At 46.0% G+C, this 20,608-nt stretch carries 19 protein-coding genes, 1 tRNA gene and 1 pseudogene; 3 read left to right on the top strand and 18 right to left on the bottom strand.

Annotation, left to right across the window (positions count from 1 at the left end):
* Positions 1-42: 42 nt before the first annotated feature.
* From PAEVO_RS21560 to PAEVO_RS21535, 6 genes and pseudogenes are all read right to left on the bottom strand, one after another.
* On the bottom strand, positions 43-342 hold the full coding sequence (locus PAEVO_RS21560; protein ID WP_100539600.1) for a hypothetical protein: 300 nt from the start codon (positions 340-342) through the stop codon (positions 43-45).
* 233 nt (positions 343-575) lie between these two features.
* A pseudogene (locus PAEVO_RS21555) lies at positions 576-683 on the bottom strand (DinB family protein); the annotation flags it as partial.
* A 15-nt stretch (positions 684-698) separates the two neighbouring features.
* Positions 699-1,319 (bottom strand): TraX family protein, encoded by a 621-nt coding sequence (locus PAEVO_RS34905; protein ID WP_100539599.1) that lies wholly within the window; start codon positions 1,317-1,319, stop codon positions 699-701.
* Between the two features lie 24 nt (positions 1,320-1,343).
* On the bottom strand, positions 1,344-2,558 hold the full coding sequence (locus PAEVO_RS21545; RefSeq protein ID WP_100539598.1) for a hypothetical protein: 1,215 nt from the start codon (positions 2,556-2,558) through the stop codon (positions 1,344-1,346).
* Positions 2,559-2,667: 109 nt separating this feature from the next.
* A complete protein-coding gene (locus PAEVO_RS21540) occupies positions 2,668-3,489 on the bottom strand; it encodes a hypothetical protein (RefSeq protein WP_100539597.1) in 822 nt (273 codons plus the stop codon).
* 13 nt (positions 3,490-3,502) lie between these two features.
* Positions 3,503-4,291: a S8 family peptidase gene (locus PAEVO_RS21535; protein ID WP_165789729.1), complete on the bottom strand. Its 789-nt coding sequence runs from the start codon at positions 4,289-4,291 to the stop codon at positions 3,503-3,505.
* Between the two features lie 729 nt (positions 4,292-5,020).
* On the opposite strand from PAEVO_RS21535, the gene PAEVO_RS21530 reads away from it, so the two are divergent.
* The gene (locus tag PAEVO_RS21530) at positions 5,021-5,296 is read left to right on the top strand and encodes a hypothetical protein (RefSeq protein WP_133120341.1); all 276 of its coding nucleotides are present in this window, start codon (positions 5,021-5,023) and stop codon (positions 5,294-5,296) included.
* A gap of 949 nt (positions 5,297-6,245) precedes the next feature.
* On the opposite strand, the gene eno is transcribed toward PAEVO_RS21530, so the two are convergent.
* From eno to PAEVO_RS21500, 6 genes are all read right to left on the bottom strand, one after another.
* Positions 6,246-7,535 carry a phosphopyruvate hydratase gene (gene eno, locus PAEVO_RS21525; protein WP_009593642.1) on the bottom strand — a complete coding sequence of 430 codons (1,290 nt, stop codon included), beginning with the start codon at positions 7,533-7,535 and terminating at the stop codon, positions 6,246-6,248.
* A 49-nt stretch (positions 7,536-7,584) separates the two neighbouring features.
* Positions 7,585-9,129 carry a 2,3-bisphosphoglycerate-independent phosphoglycerate mutase gene (gpmI, locus tag PAEVO_RS21520; protein WP_100539594.1) on the bottom strand — a complete coding sequence of 515 codons (1,545 nt, stop codon included), beginning with the start codon at positions 9,127-9,129 and terminating at the stop codon, positions 7,585-7,587.
* On the bottom strand, positions 9,130-9,882 hold the full coding sequence (gene tpiA / locus PAEVO_RS21515) for a triose-phosphate isomerase (RefSeq protein ID WP_100539593.1): 753 nt from the start codon (positions 9,880-9,882) through the stop codon (positions 9,130-9,132). It abuts the gene before it with no gap.
* Between the two features lie 77 nt (positions 9,883-9,959).
* Positions 9,960-11,141 (bottom strand): phosphoglycerate kinase, encoded by a 1,182-nt coding sequence (locus PAEVO_RS21510; RefSeq protein ID WP_100539592.1) that lies wholly within the window; start codon positions 11,139-11,141, stop codon positions 9,960-9,962.
* 192 nt (positions 11,142-11,333) lie between these two features.
* Positions 11,334-12,338: a type I glyceraldehyde-3-phosphate dehydrogenase gene (gene gap, locus PAEVO_RS21505; protein ID WP_098741346.1), complete on the bottom strand. Its 1,005-nt coding sequence runs from the start codon at positions 12,336-12,338 to the stop codon at positions 11,334-11,336.
* A 99-nt stretch (positions 12,339-12,437) separates the two neighbouring features.
* Complete coding sequence (locus PAEVO_RS21500; RefSeq protein ID WP_100539591.1) at positions 12,438-13,481, bottom strand: sugar-binding transcriptional regulator; 1,044 nt, start codon at positions 13,479-13,481, stop codon at positions 12,438-12,440.
* 371 nt (positions 13,482-13,852) lie between these two features.
* Here PAEVO_RS21500 and PAEVO_RS21495 point away from each other — a divergent pair.
* Positions 13,853-13,927 (top strand) — tRNA-Arg (locus tag PAEVO_RS21495).
* A 161-nt stretch (positions 13,928-14,088) separates the two neighbouring features.
* Entirely contained in the window at positions 14,089-14,685 is a 597-nt protein-coding gene (gene clpP / locus PAEVO_RS21490; RefSeq protein ID WP_009593635.1) for an ATP-dependent Clp endopeptidase proteolytic subunit ClpP, read from the top strand.
* Positions 14,686-15,173: 488 nt separating this feature from the next.
* Here clpP and PAEVO_RS21485 read toward each other — a convergent pair whose 3' ends face one another.
* The 6 genes from PAEVO_RS21485 to PAEVO_RS21460 form a co-directional block, all read right to left on the bottom strand.
* Positions 15,174-16,247: a PdaC/SigV domain-containing protein gene (locus PAEVO_RS21485; RefSeq protein WP_100539590.1), complete on the bottom strand. Its 1,074-nt coding sequence runs from the start codon at positions 16,245-16,247 to the stop codon at positions 15,174-15,176.
* Positions 16,248-16,389: 142 nt separating this feature from the next.
* Positions 16,390-16,671 carry a hypothetical protein gene (locus tag PAEVO_RS21480; protein WP_243390887.1) on the bottom strand — a complete coding sequence of 94 codons (282 nt, stop codon included), beginning with the start codon at positions 16,669-16,671 and terminating at the stop codon, positions 16,390-16,392.
* Positions 16,672-16,870: 199 nt separating this feature from the next.
* Positions 16,871-17,923, bottom strand: coding sequence for an ABC transporter substrate-binding protein (locus PAEVO_RS21475; protein ID WP_100539588.1), 1,053 nt, complete (start codon positions 17,921-17,923; stop codon positions 16,871-16,873).
* 58 nt (positions 17,924-17,981) lie between these two features.
* Positions 17,982-18,788, bottom strand: coding sequence for an ABC transporter permease (locus tag PAEVO_RS21470; protein ID WP_100539587.1), 807 nt, complete (start codon positions 18,786-18,788; stop codon positions 17,982-17,984).
* Complete coding sequence (locus PAEVO_RS21465) at positions 18,789-19,637, bottom strand: ABC transporter permease (RefSeq protein ID WP_100539586.1); 849 nt, start codon at positions 19,635-19,637, stop codon at positions 18,789-18,791.
* Positions 19,634-20,605 (bottom strand): ABC transporter ATP-binding protein, encoded by a 972-nt coding sequence (locus PAEVO_RS21460; protein ID WP_100539585.1) that lies wholly within the window; start codon positions 20,603-20,605, stop codon positions 19,634-19,636. The genes PAEVO_RS21465 and PAEVO_RS21460 overlap by 4 nt, the downstream gene beginning before the upstream one ends.
* Positions 20,606-20,608 lie beyond the last annotated feature (3 nt).

The following is a 20,608-nucleotide window of genomic DNA, read 5'->3' as shown; positions in this document are numbered from 1 at the left end:
GTTCGACGAGGTGCCGGTGGTTTTTTTACTGGCCCAACCGGATTATCCGGAATAAGCTTCTGCTCGGCAAAATATTGAAAGATCGCATTTAAATGCACAAAGGTCAGTTGCATCGTACTTGGCTTTTGCTGGCCCTCCTCCCTTCCCTCCATGCTCCATCATGTGTCGCTTAAAGTCAGCGATATCTTTCTGCGTGGCATGACTGGTATCCTGCAGATCTGGATCAGTCCGAAGCATCCACTTCCTAAACGTGCCCCAGGTTGCCTTGTAATTGTTAATCGTGGAAGTGGCCAATCCTTTACGATCAAGATTCTGAAGATAAACATCAAACATTTCCGACATGTGTTAATCCCTCATTTAGAGAAGATGACGAGTATAGTTTTATACCTTCTAGCACTAGTTACAGAAAAAAGAACCTTGGCAGCCTTGATACCAAAGTTCATTTAAAGACGGGTAACTATAACGTTAAAATTTTTTTCTTACATATTATAGATACCCTTATTTGATTGAACTATCATCTCCCGTTAGTTGAAGAACTATTCTATTTAAAGTGAATGTGCTTGAGTTACTCACTTCTATTTTGTATATAGGTAAAGTCCAAAATCTTGCATAATGGAGATGTGCCCCATTTGCCGCAACATAGTAGCTATATTGCCTCGGTGATATGATCCGTGAATGACAATGGTTCTCAAACAGATTTAATTAAAGTTCATAAGAAAATACAACATCGTTAAATGTAAGGGATAGAAGAAGTAATTGACTAACTTATTGATCTTAAAATCATATTTTTTGAAACCGGTTATAAGAAGTAGTGCCGATAATGCAACGATCTGTATATCTTGATAGCTATAAAGGTTTATTGCAAAGATCGTAATTATGGTTTGCCCCATTATTAGTTCGAGTAGTTTGTTCCTGAAAATAAAAAACAACAAAACCGAGAGCACCCCGTACATTCCGTATTCTAACTGTAAGCCGTCCGTAATTAAGAGCAAACCGATGATCACCAAAGCTTTGAGAAAGTAATGCATAGAACTGGAATACACCTTAATAGACAGTAGACCAATCGCAAGTGTGAAACACACATTTAAATAAAAGTTATTAAACAAGTAGTAATATGGAATTTGTGAAACAATAGCAATAGCACTTAAACGGATTAGGTATTTATTTGAATTTCTGGTTCTAATAAATCCTTCGGCGACACTCCAGCAAAATAATGGGAACGCCAGCCTTCCTACTAATGAAAAAAAAATTTCGCCTGGAAAGAAAATTATCCCTATATGATCAATTAACATTGAAAGTATCGCAATTATTTTCAACATAGTCAACCGGTCTCTCCATTGTGTTTATAGAATGCAAACCATTCCGTTCATTTGTTCGTTATACATTAAAAGATATCTGTTGTCGGAAACCTCAATATCAAGTATATTCGTTACATTTCGAGTGCTTTTACAATCCACAAATAACCTGTTATTCTCTGACCGGGATACTATATAACTCCCCTGAGTACCGATATATACTAACATTTCCGAATCATTAAGGGATAATTCTAATTCACCTGTATCAAGATTATATATCCCAATACCACTCTCGTGATATAGAAAGCCGATTATCTTCCCTTGTACCGAAAGAATACTAGTATAGCTATCGTTAAAGATAATAACTCTTTGCTCTCCTGTAAGCACATTAGTGAATACGCATTCCGTGGTATTGTTGTGAAAGATTCGCTTAAGCAAAATCACCATGTTTTCATTAATTGAGATATTTGCAATACCACTTTCATAAAGGCTGGTATCGATAATATAGGAAGAACCTATTGGAGTGTCTGACATAATATGATCCACGAACTCATCAAGTTCCATTAAGACCACACTTTGAAGCATTGCATGTAAATTGTTGTTGCCTTCATTTCTCCAAAGCTCCTCTTTCTCGTTAATTAATATTCGTCCGGTATGAAGGAGAATGAATGTTTGATTATCTATGTTAAAAACTCGAATGGCGTCCAATCGTAAAATTGTATCTTTGTCTCCAATAGATTCCGGTAATGTATAGCTGTTTTTTTCAATAGTATCAACTAACATAAACTGCGAAAACCGAGACGGAATCCCCCCTATTTTGTTTGCATACGGAATAGCCAGACATATATATCTTTCTGACAGTACAAATAACTCCATCCCCCACAAGTTTGAATATTCGATTCCATCCTGCCCATAGTCCATCAATTCAAATGAATAAATCTCATCATCAGTAATTTTTGAGGTTCTATATTGGATCTTATTCAAAGTAAAAGTAGCTACGTTTCCACTCCAACTTAAAGTACCGTAATAAAAAATGTCATCTGCATAATTAACTGGAACAATGTGTGCGGTTTTTTCAAATGAATGAAAGTCCACCTGAGAAGTAACATTATCATACCGAATTAAACCAATATCAAATCCTTCCAGGATATTCCATTCCTCGTTGATGTTCTTGCTGACTCTAAAAATCTTGTAGCGATCTGAAGAAGAACAATATATCTTATTATGTTCCTCATACCCTGCAATCAATGTTGTTGAAATCATGACTTCACCACCTTATAGATAAAGCCCTTCATATATCGTCCTTACTTCAATATAAGGAACAAGAAATATAGAAGGGCCTCCTATTCACATATTTCTTATCTTTAGTTATTTAATACCATAAGTGGTTATCGAGTTTCACAACCCATGGATCAGTAACTAACGGTTTAGCAGGGTGATAGTGATCGTAATGTCCATCTGTTGGTTTCCCTTGATGCCATACGTTAGTTCCTGCTGCCTTATTCGCTGCTTCTTTAGCTTTTGCTTCAGTTCTTGCCCAGAGATTATATTCTCCGCTATTTGCAGTCTTAACCCACCCAACAGCTTGATAATCGGTATCAAATGCATCGCCACCGATATATACATTATTATTTCTTATCCATGCAGGCCAATAGTTTTTATTACTTTTTCTAATGTCGCTTATCAAATCAGTAGCAACATACGCTGTTATACCTGCGATGGTCATTGCTAAAGCGTGTTCCATAAGCCACAAAAGCAATGCTCTTCCGCCCCATGTAACTACTGGTACTAAGACCGGAAGCTGTGCCTGCACATATTCCGGTGAAATACGAAGCTCACTCTTAGTCGTTTCATCAATAATTGTTACATCTACCACATCAAGAGCAGGATCAATTGTTTCTGCTTTTACGATATATTTAGTTGTCTTATCATCGCCAAACTTCAATAAACCTTTTGGCTTTTCCACAGCTTCCAGAGTGATTTCGCTTGTCGCTTTATCTAAAGTAGCATACAATTCGTCTCCATTTTCATGGGTTGCCTTTGCAATTACAATATTATCATCTTTTTGAACCAGTTCGAAATTGTACTCATCGTTAGACTCTTTTTCTTCAGCAAAAACAGAAAGATTTAGCGCGGAAAATACTATGGCAAAAACCATAAGTATGGACATTGGAATTTTAAACGTTTTCTTCAACTTGTGATCTCCTTTATTTGTTTATTAGCGAAATAGTACCTTCCCCAAAGTAAGGGTCCTTACCTTTATCGCCTAAATCAATAGCATAAGCTTGCAATTCGTTATAGATGTCTGATTTGTTTGAAATGTCCTTTTGAAGTAAGAGAGCAATAATTCCTGTGATGTGAGGAGCAGCAATAGAGGTTCCGCTGACAAAGGATAAGTCATTATCTATAGATGTAGATAATACATCTACACCCGGGGCACTAAAATCGATCTTTCCATGAGGTCCTGTCTTTGAAAGTTTTTTTTTGTAGTTAATAGCATTAACCGAGATTACTCCATCGTATGCTGCAGGATATCCAACATCACCGCCGTATGAATTCATTGCTGCAGCAACAACTATAATATTTGCATCAAGCGCTTTTCGGATTGCCCTCTCAAGTTTAGGACTATTCTGATCCATTGCAAAACTCATGTTAATGATGTCGATCTTATGTTCTATACACCAGTCAATAGCCTCAATAATATGTGCTGTGTTACCATTTCCCCATTTATCTAACACCTTCAATGGGTAAACATTTGCACTAGGCGCTATTCCATCTATCCCCAAATTATTATGCTTCGCAGAGATAATCCCAGCGACAAGGGTCCCATGTCCACCATAATCTATAGGTGGTTGGCCCTTATTCACAAAATTAACGCCCTCTTTCATTTGGGGTCCGAAATCGAAATGGTCCGCATAAATACCACTATCTAGAATAGCAATATTTATCCCTTCGCCAGTAATTCCACTAGACCAGAAGGCTTCAGTGTTTATCATCCTTATTCCCCACTCTTTGTTAGCTCTATCTGTGTCGATTAAAAATACTTTTACAAGAGTAGCCAAAATAATTAGTGGAATAATAAGGAGGCACAATTTACGTAATAAGGACTCACACCTCCATTTATAAATTCAGTCGGCCGACTGGGAATAAAAAGGTATGTATACAAATACCCCCAATTAAGTATATATATAAATATATCTAAACTCAACAACTAAATTTCTTTATATCTGATTTTTATACTTAAATTTATAATTTCACTCAATTATTTCCATTGCCTTTGATAAGATCTAATTACATAGCTATGAATCGGTCTTTATTGCTGACATTAATACGAACGCATAAAATTATTAACTCAACTTTCGCAGCTTAAACAGAACAAACACTCCTTCTCAAGAGATGAAGAGCTCCAGATTGATCCAGGTTATACCGAAATTGCTTACGATATTATCGGCACGAGCTTATCACAAAAAAGCTATATTTTTACCCTTAATCCTGTAAAACCGCTATTTGGGAAAAAGCTTGTTTCTTATAAAGTTTCATCTAAGGGAAAAAGACGAACGGTTTATTGCGAGAACAGGCCCTTTATTATTTTTATATGTAAAAGAAGATGAAGCATATTTAATAAATATTTATGAACATGGAAACTGGACGGCTAAGTCGATCCTCCAAACAATGCAAGATATAATTGGCCAGAGTTAACAAAACCATACATAATAGACGGTGCATTGGGGCTTGGGTTTGAATATACAGAAGAACAACATGCTTCACTTAGGGGAGTAGGTATATCTGTTATGCTCAAACTGAAAGATAGCGATGGAAGGGATTTTGTAATTGTTCCACCGGGAATGGGGATTACAACATCAAAGGATTCTTTAAACGACGAACGCGCCTATCAAGATGAAATAAAAAAAATTCGTAATATCGGGAATACTATCAAGGCCGATTTTAAAAATATTGAATTTCTTCAAAAGTCTTCAAAGGAAATATACCTGATCCCCTAAGTCTAAAACTTGTACACCAAGAAGAATGGAAAGTTGTTGAACTTTCAACTGAAACAACAATGCGCACTGGTAGCAACGATAGAACTGTTGGCGGTCCCAAGAGCTCTGCGGATCCCGTTGATATAGCAAGAAGGTGGCGGCTATCAGATAAAATCTTGGATAAAATAAGACTCACTCCAAAGCTTTCGTCTCGGAATGGGTCTTATTTTGAATTTAACGGAATCTCATTTATCAACGGAAGCCCAAGCAACCTGATAAGCGCCTGCTCTTTCCCACCAAAAAAATCTGCTTGATGTATCTAGTACGTGTCGCAAGATTGTGAAATCTTATTTGTGAACGTTTCGCCGTAGTCCGGGATTGGATAAGGCATGTTAACATGAACTGTATGTTCAACATGTCCCTTCAGGCGGTATCGTAATCAGCTTCGGTCAATGGGCTAGAAGCAATTACAGAACCTGTTAACAACGAAAAACTGAGCGCAGCTGTCAAGCAAGCAGAAACAAATTTCTTCATCAATTTTTATCTTCTGAATAAATTATTTAGTATATATGCTAATATTACCCATTAAAGTAAATTATTTCATGAGACGATAACAGTGTATGCAGCCCTTCGCTCTCTACTCCTCCCACGCCCAAAAGCCCCAGCTCATCTCATCGGACATGAGCTGGGGCTTTCTTTGCACGACTACGAGATGCCCCAAGAGGCTGCACACTTCTTCCCCGCTCAGGTGCGTATATCGGTGGAGGAGTAGCGCGTTCGCCTTTAAAATCGGGAAGCTTCCTTAGCCTATTCCATTCCAGCTTCCCGATTTTAACAGCGACCGGAGACGATATACGCACCGCCCCACGGCACGATAACAGACTGTGCAGCCCTAACCCCGCAGCTCTCAAATGAATGCAAAAAAGCCCAGCTCCCTCAAAAGCAGGAGCCGGACTTTCTCTTATTTCAATTATTTTTGCTTCAAGTTGTAGAACGACTTCAAGCCGTTGTATTGAGCAAGCTCGCCCAATTGATCTTCGATGCGAAGCAATTGGTTGTATTTTGCCACACGGTCCGTACGGGAAGGAGCACCCGTTTTGATCTGACCTGCATTGGTAGCCACTGCGATATCAGCGATCGTGCTGTCCTCGGACTCACCGGAACGGTGGGAGATGACAGCCGTGTATCCTGCGCGTTTTGCCATTTCGATCGCATCGAACGTTTCCGTCAATGTACCGATTTGGTTTACTTTGATCAGGATGGAGTTGCCGATGCCTTCGTTGATGCCTTTTTCCAGACGCTCGGTGTTGGTAACGAACAGGTCGTCACCCACGAGTTGAATTTTGTTACCCAATTTCTCGGTGAGCAATTTCCAACCTTCCCAATCGTCCTCGGAGCATCCGTCTTCGATGGTTACGATTGGGTATTTGTCTACCCAAGAAGCGAGCAAGTCCACGAATTCTGCTGGTGTGAAGGATTTGCCTTCGCCTTCCAGAACATACTTGCCATCTTTGAAGAACTCAGTTGAAGCTACGTCCATACCCAGCAATACATCTTCGCCTGGCTTGTAGCCGGCTTTTTCGATTGCTTCGATGATGGAAGACAGTGCATCTTCGTTGGATGTGAAGTTAGGAGCGAAGCCGCCTTCGTCACCAACCGCCGTGTTCAGGCCTTTGCCCTTCAGAACGGATTTCAGGTTGTGGAAGATTTCAGCGCCCATGCGAAGTGCTTCTTTGAAGCTAGGTGCTCCAACCGGCAATACCATGAACTCTTGAACGTCAACGTTGTTGTCCGCGTGAGCGCCACCGTTCACGATGTTCATCATAGGTACTGGAAGTTGTTTGGCGTTGAATCCGCCAAGGTAAACATACAGTGGAAGATCCAATGCATCAGCAGCAGCGCGAGCTACAGCCATGGATACGGCCAGGATTGCATTCGCACCCAATTTGCCTTTGTTCGGGGTACCGTCCAAAGCGATCATCAGCTTGTCGATGCCGAGCTGGTCCAGAGCGTCCATGCCAATCACTTCAGGAGCGATGATTTCGTTCACGTTCTCAACAGCTTTCAGAACGCCTTTGCCCAGGTAACGGGATTTGTCGTCGTCGCGAAGCTCAACAGCTTCGTGAACGCCAGTGGAAGCACCGGATGGAACGATCGCGCGACCGATTGCACCGGATTCCAGGTATACTTCAACCTCTACGGTTGGATTGCCGCGGGAGTCAAGGACTTCGCGTGCATATACATCAGAAATAATAGTCATGTGTATAGTCTCCTTTGATATGTTATGTTTATGTTCCATTATGAACCACTTATTTACGTGCTGCAATCATCGAGGTTCCGGTCATTTCGTCCGGCTTCGGCAGACCCATCAGGTCGAGAATCGTTGGCGCGATGTCGGCGAGAATACCACCTTCACGCAGCGTGACATTCTCATCCGTTACGATGAACGGAACCGGGTTCGTGGTATGTGCGGTGAATGGACGTCCATTCTCATCAAATACCATGTCCGCATTTCCGTGGTCAGCGGTAATCAGAACAACCCCGCCTTTTGCCAAAACAGCCTCTACAACCTTGCCGACACACTCATCCGTCGTCTCAACGGCTTTAATCGTCGGCTCCAGCATACCGGAATGGCCGACCATGTCCGGGTTCGCGAAATTCAAGATAATCGCGTCATGCTTATCCGCTTCGATTTCTCTCACACAAGCATCCGCCACTTCATAGGCGCTCATCTCCGGCTTCAGATCATACGTCGCCACTTTCGGTGAGTTGATCAGTACGCGTGTTTCGCCTGGAAGCTCAACATCGCGTCCACCGCTGAAGAAGAACGTGACGTGTGGATACTTTTCAGTTTCCGCAATACGAAGCTGCTTCTTGTTGTGCTGAACCAGCACTTCGCCCAGCGTGTTGTCCAGATTCTTCGGTTTGTAGGCGACGAAGCCTTCCACCGTCTCGCTGAACAGCGTCAAGCAGACAAAATGCAAGTTTTGCGGGAACTTCGGTCCACGTTCAAAGCCACGGAAATCATTATTCGTAAACACCTGGGACAGCTGAATCGCACGGTCAGGACGGTAGTTCAGGAAGATGACGGAATCTCCGCTCTCCACCAGACTAACCGGCTCGCCTTCACCATTCACCATTACGGTCGGTTCAACGAATTCATCGTAAACCGATTTCTCGTAAGATTCAGTGATGGCTTTCAGCGGATCCGTATATTTAGGTCCTTCGCCATACACCATGGCACGGTAAGCCTTCTCGACACGGTCCCAACGCTTGTCGCGGTCCATCGCATAATAACGACCGGAAAGCGTAGCGATTTGGCCAACGCCCACTTCTTCAATCTTCGCAATCAGATCCTTAACGAACTGCTTGCCGCTGTCCGGTGCCACGTCGCGTCCATCCATGAAGCCATGGATGTATACGTCATGGAAATCTTCCTTTTTGCAAAGATCCAGCATGGCGAACATATGCTCAATATGACTGTGAACGCCGCCGTCGGATACCAATCCGTACAAATGCAGCTTCTTGTTGTTGTTCTTGGCAGCGCGAACGGCTTCCACCAACGTTTCGTTCTCGAAGAATTCTCCTTCACGAATCGACTTCGTGATACGGGTCAAGTCCTGATACACAATCCGGCCTGCGCCGATGTTCAAGTGACCCACTTCGGAGTTCCCCATTTGGCCTTCCGGCAAGCCTACAGCTTCACCGCAAGCGGTCAACGTGGTGTTCGGGTATTGCTTCAAATACCGGTCGTAGTTAGGCTTGTTCGCTTGAGCGACCGCATTGCCCACCTCGGTGTTGCGAAGCCCGAAACCGTCCATGATGATCAGAGCTACGGGTTTTGGAGCAGACATTTACTTCGCCCCCTCAACGAGTGCGATGTAGGAAGCCGGTTGTAGACTTGCACCACCAACGAGCGCGCCGTCGATGTCGCTTTGTCCCATATACTCCGCTACATTTTCAGGCTTCACGCTACCGCCGTATTGAATGCGAACTTGCTCGGCAACGGTTTCGCCGTACAGACCTTTAACGAGTTCACGAATATAAGCGATGACTTCGTTCGCATCCTCTGCCGTAGAGGACTTGCCCGTTCCGATCGCCCAGATTGGCTCATAAGCAATAACAACATGAATCGCTTGATCAGCCGGAACACCTGCGAACGCAGCTTCCGTTTGTACTTTGCACACGTCTTTGGTTTGGCCGGCTTCGCGTTCTTCCAGCTTTTCTCCAACGCATACGATCGGAAGAAGACTATGACGGAATGCCGCATGTACCTTCTTGTTCACAATCTCATCGGTTTCGGCAAAATACTGACGGCGCTCGGAATGTCCAATAATGACATAGTCCACGCCCAGATCCTTCAGCATCAACCCGCTGATTTCACCCGTAAAGGCGCCATTATCTTCAAAATGAAGATTTTGTGCACCGATTTTGATGTTCGTGCCCTTGACCGCTTCAACCAATGCAGGAAGATTGGTAAATGGCGCGCAAATCACGCTTTCCACGCCTTCTACTTCCGCTTTGCCTTTCACATCTTCAATAAATGAAGCTGCTTCCGGAACGGTTTTGAACATTTTCCAGTTACCAGCTATGATAGGTGTTCTCACACGATTCACTCCTTTATTCCCCCGAAGAATCGGGGTCCAAACTTCATCCACTTGCTATCCAATTGTAGTGCCTATTTCTATTTATCGTTCAGTGCCACAACACCAGGAAGTGCTTTGCCTTCCATGAACTCAAGAGATGCACCGCCGCCTGTCGAGATGTGATTCATCTTGTCGGCAAGGCCGAATTTCTCCGCTGCTGCAGCCGAGTCGCCGCCGCCGATAATCGTGTAAGCTTCCGTATCCGCACAAGCTTGTGCCACTTCACGAGTACCGTTGCTGAACGGAGCGATTTCGAATACACCCATAGGACCGTTCCACACGACAAGTTTGGAGTTCTTGATCACTTCTGCATACTTGGCGCGAGTCTTAGGACCGATGTCAACGCCTTCCCAATCGGCTGGGATGCCGTCGATATCAACGATCTTGGTATTCGCGTCTGCACTGAACTCGTCCGTAACGACGATATCTTCCGGCAGGTAGAAGTTTTTGCCCAGCTCTTTAGCTTTCTCGATAAAACCGAGTGCAACATCAAGCTTCTCTTTATCAAGCAGAGATTGACCAATTTCATGGCCTTGAGCTTTGAAGAACGTGTAAGCAAGTCCACCGCCGATGATGACATTGTCAGCAAGCGTAAGCAGGTTGTCGATCACGTCGATTTTGTCCTTAACCTTCGATCCACCGATGATGGCGGTAAAAGGACGGTCCGGATTCGAAAGGGCTTTGCCGAGAACGGACAGCTCTTTTTCCATCAACAATCCCGATACAGCCGGAAGATGATGAGCGATACCTTCTGTCGAAGCGTGCGCACGGTGAGCAGCACCAAACGCGTCATTCACGAACAGATCGGCCAGTTCAGCGAATTGCTTCGCAAGTTCCGGATCATTCTTCTCTTCACCAGCGTAAAAACGAACATTTTCAAGCACGAGCACATCGCCGTTTTGCAGCTTCTCTACCTGCGCTTTAACCGCTTCTCCTACGGCTTCATCCGCTTTGGCTACCGGTTTGCCGAGCAGCTCGGACAGACGCTGACTTGCCGGAGTCAGGCGCAAAGATTCAACGACCTCACCTTTTGGACGGCCCATGTGGCTGGCCAGGATGACTTTCGCTCCTTGCTCTACCAAATATTTAATGGTCGGCAAAGTCTCGCGAATACGAGTGTCGTCTGTAATTTTACCATCTTCGAGCGGTACATTGAAATCGACGCGGACAAACACCCGTTTGCCGCTTACTTCTACATCACGTACACTTTTCTTGTTCATCTCCACGTTCCTCCTAAGAAAACTATTCTCCTCACCGACAGCATGCAGTTGCTCTCGTTTCTCTCTATCGCTAACCAGCGCCCGGATCTTGTCTATTCTTCCCAGTGCTCTGGCATGAAAACAAGGAAAAACCATGAACCAAAGAGGAGACCCGTGAAACGGAACTCCTCTTCGATTGTATGGCTAGATCAATTACAGACCTTTGCTTGCGATGTAAGCAGCGAGGTCAACGACACGGTTGGAGTAGCCCCACTCGTTGTCATACCAAGAAACAACTTTCACCATGTTGTCGCCAACTACCATAGTGGAGAGCGAATCGATCGTGGAAGAAGCTGGGTCGCCATTGTAGTCGCTGGATACAAGCGGCTCTTCGGAGTAGTTCAAGATGCCTTTGAGCGGGCCTTCAGCAGCAGCTTTCAGTGCTCCGTTTACATCTTCAAGCGTTACGTTTTTGGACAGCTCAACTACGAGGTCCGTTACGGAAACGTTCTTTGTAGGTACACGCATTGCCATACCGTTCAATTTGCCTTTCAATTGTGGCAGAACGAGGCTAACCGCTTTAGCAGCACCTGTTGTGGATGGAATGATGTTCTCAGCAGCTGCACGAGCACGACGCAGATCTTTGTGCGGAAGATCAAGCACTTGCTGGTCATTCGTGTAGGAGTGAACTGTAGTCATCATACCTTTAACGATACCGAACTTCTCGTCAAGAACTTTAGCAAAAGGAGCCAAGCAGTTTGTCGTACAAGAAGCGTTGGAGATTACAGTATGGTTAGCTGCATCGTATTTGTCTTCGTTAACGCCCATAACGATCGTGATATCTTCGTCAGTTGCTGGAGCGGAGATGATAACTTTCTTAGCGCCGCCTTTCAAGTGAGCGGAAGCTTTGTCTTTCGCTGTGAAAATACCAGTGGATTCTACAACGATTTCTACGCCATACTCAGCCCAAGGCAATGCTTCTGGGTTACGCTCAGCGAATACTTTCACTTCACGGCCGTTTACAACGAGTGCGCCTTCTTTAGCTTCAACCGTTGCATTAAGTCTGCCGTGAGTTGTGTCATATTTCAAAAGGTGTGCCAGCGTTTTTACATCCGTCAAATCGTTGATTGCCACGATTTCAACTTCGCTGTTGTTCAGCGCAGCGCGGAACACGTTACGTCCAATACGTCCAAAACCGTTAATACCTACTTTAACCATGAGTAGTTCCCTCCATATTTGTAAAATTTATATATTCAAGATTGGCCGTTAAGCCAATCAAGACAACAATAATGAAAAATCAATTGTACGCCCGTGGATTCAAATACCGGCGTCAATCTCCTTCTCGACTTCCAGTGCCGCGGCTTCATCGGTAACGAGAATATCCTCATGTCCGAATTTCAGCACCGCGTGAATCGCCTTGCCCTTGCCTTGACCCCCAGCAATGCCGATGATCGTCTCCGTCCGCATAATATCCTCAAGCCGCAGCCCGAGGGTAAGCATTTTGTGGACAACTTCGCCATCTTCACTAAAGTAGTAGCCGAAGGATTCCGCAATCGCGCCATCGGCCTGCAAGTTCTGAATCGAGTTTTCATCCAGCTTGCGTCTTCTTGCCATTTCCATGGCATCTCCGATGCCGTGAATAATGACTCGGCAGCGCCTGATCACATCCACAATCTCCTGGATATGCTGATCCTGCACCAAAGACTGGTAGGCATCCTCGCTAAGCAGATCCGGTACATGCAGCAATCGGTACTCAGCTCCCACGCGCTTAGCCATCTTAGAGGCAATGGTGTTCGCTTGAATCTCGACACTCTCCCCGAGACCGCCCCGGGCAGGCACAAACCATGTGCTTGTCAGCGGTTCGCCACCAGGCAAAGAGGACATCTGCTCTGCTACTTCGGCAAGCGTGGAGCCGCCTGTTACGGCAATCGTATCTCCATCCTGTACAAAGCTTAGCAGCGTTCTTGCTCCGGCACGGCCAAGCTCGCGTTTGACTTCCGGAGATGACTCACTGTCACCGGGAATAATGACCACTTTACGAAGCCCGTAAGCCTGACGGATCTTCTCTTCCAGTTCAACCAGTCCGAATAACTCATTCATAACCGGTTCCAGTTCCTCCAGCAAACATACCCCTGAACTGCTGATCCGCATGCCAAGCGTTTCAATCTCGATCAGCCCTTGCGCTTTCAGAAGATCCGTCTCTGCTCTGAGGACACGCTCGGTCATCGAGAGTGATGAAGCCAGTGTTCTTCGGCCAACAATTCCGGACAACTTGATCTGATGAAGGATGGAATACCTTCGTTTAAGAGTGTCCATCAGATCCGGCAGAAGCTGCTCTTGTATTTCTAATAGGTTACGCATGCATTCCACTCCTGCAAACTTCGTCTCGGCTCTCCTCTGCCTGGTCGTAAAATGTCCCAGTCAAACTTTTTAAGTCCCACCCTTATTCTAACCAATAATCAGGCCGGTTGCAAGTGTCCGAAAGTATATTTCTCTGCCCCAGGCATTCTTATACATTATGACCAACTACAGGCTTGTCTATATAATAGGAACAAAGTTTTGCCTGCTATTGTATTTTTGAAAAAGATGCGGTATAATCAACTTCGTTGCTAATTTTTTTAGATATCAGAAAGTATAAACTTCGCGGAGTCAGCTTCCTGATATCGCAAGAAAAACTACTGCTAAACGCGGTCTGTCTTCTTTGAATGTACGTCGATAGACGTTTCTCTTATGCGCCCGTGGTCCAATGGATATGACGTAGGCCTCCGGAGCCTGAGATCGAGGTTCGATTCCTCGCGGGCGCGCCATTTTATCTTTATTCTCTATACTGATTACCCTAAAGTGCCCATGACGGCTCTTTTTTTTACCCAATAGTTTGACTATCTTTGACTTTTTGATTTAAATTGTTTATCATGTGGGTAATACGGTAACAGTATTTATATGAGGTACTTAAGAGGAGGTTTTCCACGTGAGTTTTATACCTATGGTCGTTGAACAAAGCAACCGCGGTGAGCGGGCATACGACATCTATTCCAGATTGCTGAAAGACCGCATTATCTTCCTCGGCTCCGACGTAAATGACGTGGTCGCCAATTCCATCATTGCTCAAATGCTGTTCTTGTCGGCTGAGGATCCTGAGAAGGATATTCATCTTTACATCAACAGTCCTGGCGGTTCCATTACCGCGGGTATGGCGATATTCGATACGATGCAGTTCATCAAGCCGGACGTTTCGACGATCTGTGTCGGCATGGCTGCTTCCATGGGCGCATTCCTGCTCAACGCAGGCGCTAAAGGCAAACGTTACGGTCTGCCTAACAGCGAAATTATGATTCACCAGCCGCTCGGCGGCGCACAAGGTCAAGCCACGGATATTGAGATCCGTGCTCGCCGCATTCTCAAAATGCGCGACAAACTGAACCGCATCCTGTCCGAACGCACGGGCCAACCGCTGGAGCGCATTGAGAAGGATACCGATCGTGACTACTTCATGACGGCTGACGAAGCTAAAGAGTATGGCCTGATCGATCAAGTACTGGAAAATACACCACCGCAAGGACTATAAAAGAAATGAAGCAAAGGGCAGGCGCCGTTATCCGGTTCCTGCCCTTTGTTATCCTCTGGATTCATTGAAAACTTCGAGTACTAAATAGTGAGTGTATCCCCTCCGGTCGCTGTTGAAATCGGGAAACATGAATGAATGGATAAGGAGGTTTCCCGATTTCAAAGGCGAACGCGTTGCTCCTCCAAGGATACTCTCACTTCGGTACGATTTTTTCAATAAAACATAAAGACGGTAAGGGCACTCCCCTCCTAAAAGGCCTCCCTTAACTTGAGGGGAGGGGAATACAGGAAAACCCATTTGCCTCGATAAACACAAAAAATCCCTTGATCGCTGGAAGGGAGAATACACACTCTCCACGTTCCATGATCAAGGGATTTATCGCAATTGGTTCCAGCACAGTGTTACTTCAGGACAGCATCATATATCTCAACAAGCTATGGTATGAAATTAAATGATCACAGTTTACACAAACCGCTTATCATATACTCTTACTTCCACTCTTTCAGTTTCAGCTCAAACTCCGGAAATCCATAAGCATACGCCGTGTACTCATAAAGCTGGAAGTACAGCACCGCAGCATTATCTTTCACATAAAAATCAGCATCGGCCGGCACGCCCTCAAATCCGCCGAGATAGCCTCCTTCTTTCTTCATCTTGCTCAGCACAAGGTTGTTCAGCTTCTGCTTGTTCTTGCCCTGCATGTTGATGAAATCGCCCAGCTTCATCTGCTTGCCGTCCTTCAAGGAGAACGTGAAGCTTTTACGGAAGGTCATGCCATGGGCGCCGCCGGTATACGAGTAATCGTACGCCGTAATGCTCAGGATGTCGTTCTGGTTGTAATGGACCACGAAGTCACCACTGAATTCGTATGGGAAACTGGATTCCGACGGCGGGAATTCCTCAGCATTCCCTTCGGCACCGGTGATTACGCCGGACGCATTTTCTTTCAGCACTTTGTTGATCTCGGCTTGAACCTCTGCATTATCGAGTCCGCTGATTACAGGATAGTTCACAACGGCATCCACGCCCTGAATCTTCTTCTTCAGCGCTACCGATTTAATGGTGATGTCATTCTGCTTCTTCTGTGTCATGCTGAGAGTTTTCAAGGAAGGATTCCATTGCCCCTGAACACCCATGTATTCGCTGATCGTTTTGAACGGCACATAGAGACGACCATTCATGATCTGTCCGCCAGGCTCGCCGGCATACGAGCCATTTACCAGAATACCGATTTCAGTTGAATCATATACGATAGCGCTCAGTTTGTTATAACCGTTACCCAGTGTATACGTACGGTTTTTTGCATCATATTTAAGAGGCATCCCCAGGCCGTCCCGCAAAGCGGTTGCCGGCACATAAGTTACCCCGTGCAGCACGAGACCTTTCTGTGACAGGGTCTTGCCATTCCATTTCAGTACGACTTCATTCTTTGAGGATTTTTGGCTGGCGGAAACGGTTGCCTTAGCGGCGCTTGCATCGATGACCTGTCCGCTCAAACCCAGACTGCCAAGCAGGACGCTAGTTGCAATTAATGATGCACATACACGAAATTTAGGATTCATATTAGAATTCCACCTTTGTTAAATTAAGTTTCCGTTAGTTGTTAATCTATTACCCTTAATCATTATAAGGAAAGCTTTCAATGTATTGGTAACAAAGCCAGTGACAATTTTGATTCCAGGCCGTAGGGCCTATATGTTTTCATTATTCTTTCCGTACGCACGCCGCTACACTAAGAAACACACCGAACAAGAGAGCACATGAACCCGCAAGCAGCAGTAATTCACTGCCTTGGACAACGTAAGCAAGAAAAATAAAACCGATGCCAACGAGTGCACTGTGAATACTCAATAACAGCAGATGCAGCGCGCTTTTCCTGAAGAAGTTCAGAAGCAATACCGCTCCAGCACCAGCCACGATTCCCGCAATAACCAACAAGCCCATCACATCGCTCAAGCCGCTTTCTCCTTTTCTGATTAAACGCATAGAAACCTCGTTTATGTCATTTGCGTCCTTCCCTTATATATAACAACGAGACGGGCCCCAAAGTTGTGGTTCAATTCGTATAAATCGGCCATTTTTTCCTATTCGGGGTCTTAGGGCCTATTCTTCGCAAACAAAAAAAGAGCCTGCCCCCAATGGGACAGACTTTTTTATTACAAAAATATGAAAATGTAAGCTATCATTAACGACCGCTCTTCAGCTCGGACCACTGACGATCATAGATTGAGAGCGAGTCACCGACATTATCGAGCCACTCGGTACGGCCCAGCTCTTCATCTGTCAGGTTGATCATCGTATTGGTGCGGTATTCCTCGCTATGGAATTCCATCGCCTTGGTGTTCGGATTGCTGTATCCGATGAATTCATAGTTTTTGGCGCTGACCTCAGGCTCCATCATGAAGTTGATGAATTTCTCGGCCAGCTCTTTATTCTTGGCACCCTTAGGAATCGCGTAGTTATCAGAGAAGATGGTAGCCCCTTCTTCTGGCACGACATACGCCACATCCGGATTCTCAGCTGCAATAAAGGCCGCATCTCCGGACCAGACCGTAGCAATCCAGCCTTCTTCTTGGATCATCTTCTGCTTGATGTTATCCGTATCAAACGCGAGCACATTGGGCAGCAAGGTCTTCAGGTCATCCGTAGCTGCGGTGATTTCCGCTTCATCCGTACTGCTGTTGGATTTCCCCTGCTTCTTCAGCGCCATGCCGATCATTTCGCGGTTGTCGTCCAGAAGCAGGACTTTCCCCTTGTATTCCGGGTTCCAGAGGTCTTCCCAGCTGTTGATCTCGTCCTTAACATACTTCTTGTTATATGCAATTCCCGTTACACCGGACGTGTAGACAATCGAATATTTATTGCCCGGGTCATAAGAAGGATCTTTGAAAGTATCCGTAAGATTGACGAAGTTCGGGATATTATTCATATCAAGCGGCTCAAGCAGCTCCGATTCAATCATCGTTTTCACCATATAATCGGACGGCTGAATGAGGTCATATCCACTGCCGCCAGCCTTGATTTTAGCCAGCAGGTCTTCATTGTTTGCGTAATTGTCGTAGGTTACCTTCACGTCGAACTTCTCTTCAAAGTCCTTCAGCACCTCGGGATCAAAGTTATCCGCCCAGCTGTAAATGTGAAGCGTCTCCTTATCTGAGCCGCAGCCGGCCAGCAGTCCTACAGACAATACCGCAACCATGCCTGCCGTCAGCAGGCGGGTCCATCTTGATTTTTTCAATTCAATATCTCCTCTCTTTCCGGTTCCATGTTTTATTTCGAAAAAGCGTTTCTATCGCTTAAATCGGTAATGTTTTATGTTTCTTTTCCCCGCTGCCGCGGTTAAGAATATATTGGGCTAACAGAATCAGCGTGATGCTGACCAGAATGAGCAGCGTACATAGCGCGTTAATCTCTGGCGAGATGCCACGCTTCACCTGAGCGTAAATATAGATCGGCAGCGTCGTTGAGCTTGGGCCGGCGACAAAAAAGCTGACCATAAAGTCATCCAATGACAACGTAAAAGCAATCAGGGCTCCGGAGATAATGCCCGGTGCAATCTGCGGCAGCGTGACGTACCGGAACGTCTGCCAAGGCGTAGCTCCCAAATCCTGCGCCGCTTCACCGAGCTGTTTGCCCATTCCAGACAATCTGGCCGTAACTACAACATATACATAAGACATACTGAAGGTGATATGGGCTATAATCACGGTCGTTTTACCGAGCGGCATATTAAGTTGACTGAACAAAACCAGCAGCGACAGCCCCATAATAATATCCGGGATAATGACCGGCAGATACAGCAGCCCATTCATGCCGCTGCGACCTCTGCGCCCCATACTCCGAAGCGAGAGTGCCGCTGCGGTTCCGAGCAGGGTGGAAACGATCGTCGATATGACCGCCACCGTCAAACTGTTCATCAGCGCTTCCATCACGTGCCGGTTCTCGAACAGCGACACATACCAATCCAACGTAAATCCTTCCCAGTTGCCGCTAAGCCGCGTGTTGTTAAAGGAATAGATGATGATCATGATGATCGGTACATAGATGAAAGCCATCATAAGGAAAGAGTGAATCCCGAGCAGCGGGTGATTCTTCTTCTTCACTTATCTCCCCTCCCCTACGCGTTGATGGCGGGCTTGCATCGCCCGGTTAAAGAGCAGGATCAGCACGAGGGACGTAATCACAAAGATCACCGACAACGCCGCTCCAAAGGGCCAGTTGCGCGCACCCAGGAACTGCTGCTGAATAATATTACTGATCATGGAGGACTTCGCGCCTCCCAAAATATCCGTAACTACAAACATCCCGGAAGTCGAGACATACACCAGAACCGCTCCCGTCATGATGCCGGATTTACTTTGCGGGAAGGTAATGTGCCGGAATGCCTTCCACCTGGAAGCGCCCAGATCGCTGGCCGCATCCAGCAGACGCTTGTCCATCTGCTCCAGAGCCACGTAAATCGGCAGCACCATGAAGGGGATGAAGTTATAGACCATGCCGAGAAGTACGGCGCCATACGTATACAGCATCTGAATCGGCTCGTCGATCCATCCCATCCACAGCAGCAGACTGTTCACCACGCCTTGCGTCCGGAGCAGGAGAACCCAAGCATAGGTCCGGATCAGAAAGTTAATCCAGAACGGGACCGTGATCAGAATTAATCCCCAGGTTTGGATACGCGGGGAAGCGTTGGCTATATAATAGGCCAAAGGATAGCTGACTAACAAGCAAATCACCGTAGTCAGCAGCGACAATACCAGGGTATCCCAGTAAATCCCCAAATATAAAGGGTCAAAAAAGGTTTTATAGCCTTCGAGACTAAAGGAAAAAACGATATTCCCCAGCGAATCCCGCGAGAGCAGGGAGATGCCGACCACAATCAGCATCGGAACGATCAGGAACAGGGATAACCACAGCAGCACCGGAGTCAACAGGAACCTTGATTTCCTCATGGCCCGATGATCACCTCATCTTTGGTGTTCCAGTTCACCCCGACCCGTTCACCAACCTCCCAAGGATGGTCATCCGAGATATCCAAGGCAATCGTGACCTTCATCGGTTCATCATCCAATTGGACCAGCAGCTTATGAACACTGCCGAGGTACTGCACATCCTCGATCACGCCGCTCTTCCTGGCACCCGATTCCCGTTGCGGAATAAGTTTCTCCGGCCTTACGGCAAAAAGACCCTCTGGCGAGGAGAAGACGTTATTCTCCCCAACAAACGTGGCGGCAAACAGCGTTTGCGGTTTCGCATAGATCTCGCGCGGCGTGCCGATTTGCTCTACCCGTCCGTGGTTCATGATGACGATCCGGTCGGAGAGCATCATGGCTTCCTCTTGGTCGTGGGTTACATATACAAACGTAATCCCGAGCGTCCGCTGCAAATGCTTGAGCTCGGACTGCAGGTTCTTCCGCAGCTGCAAATCCAGCGCGCCAAGCGGTTCATCCAGCAGCAGTACCTTCGGTTTGTTGGCGATGGCGCGGGCGATGGCCACGCGCTGCTGCTGTCCGCCGGACAGTTGGTGCGGGAATCGTTCCCGCAGGGGAGTCAGCTGCGTCATGGCAACGGCCTCGTCCACCCGCTCCTTGATAAGCTGACGCGGCATTTTTTTCATTTTCAACCCAAAAGCGATATTGTCTTCTACGGTCATATGCGGGAACAGAGCATAGTGTTGGAATACCAGATTCAAGTCCCGCTTGTTCGCAGGCATTTCCGTCACATTCTGACCCGCCAGCCAGACCTGTCCTTTGGTCGGCTGTTCGAATCCTGCTATCATTCGGAGAATCGTCGTTTTGCCGCAGCCGCTGGGGCCCAGCAAAGTCAGGAATTCCCCTTCTTTAATGGAGAGCGACAGCGGATGCACGACCGCTTGTCCCTGAAAATGCTTCTCGATCTGGACAAGTTCAATCACATGCATCAA

The organism is Paenibacillus sp. GM2FR, assembly GCF_002803325.1.
Taxonomy (GTDB): domain Bacteria; phylum Bacillota; class Bacilli; order Paenibacillales; family Paenibacillaceae; genus Paenibacillus_AQ; species Paenibacillus_AQ lautus.
Note: the sequence above shows the minus strand (reverse complement) of the source record. Positions and strands in the feature narration are given on the sequence as shown.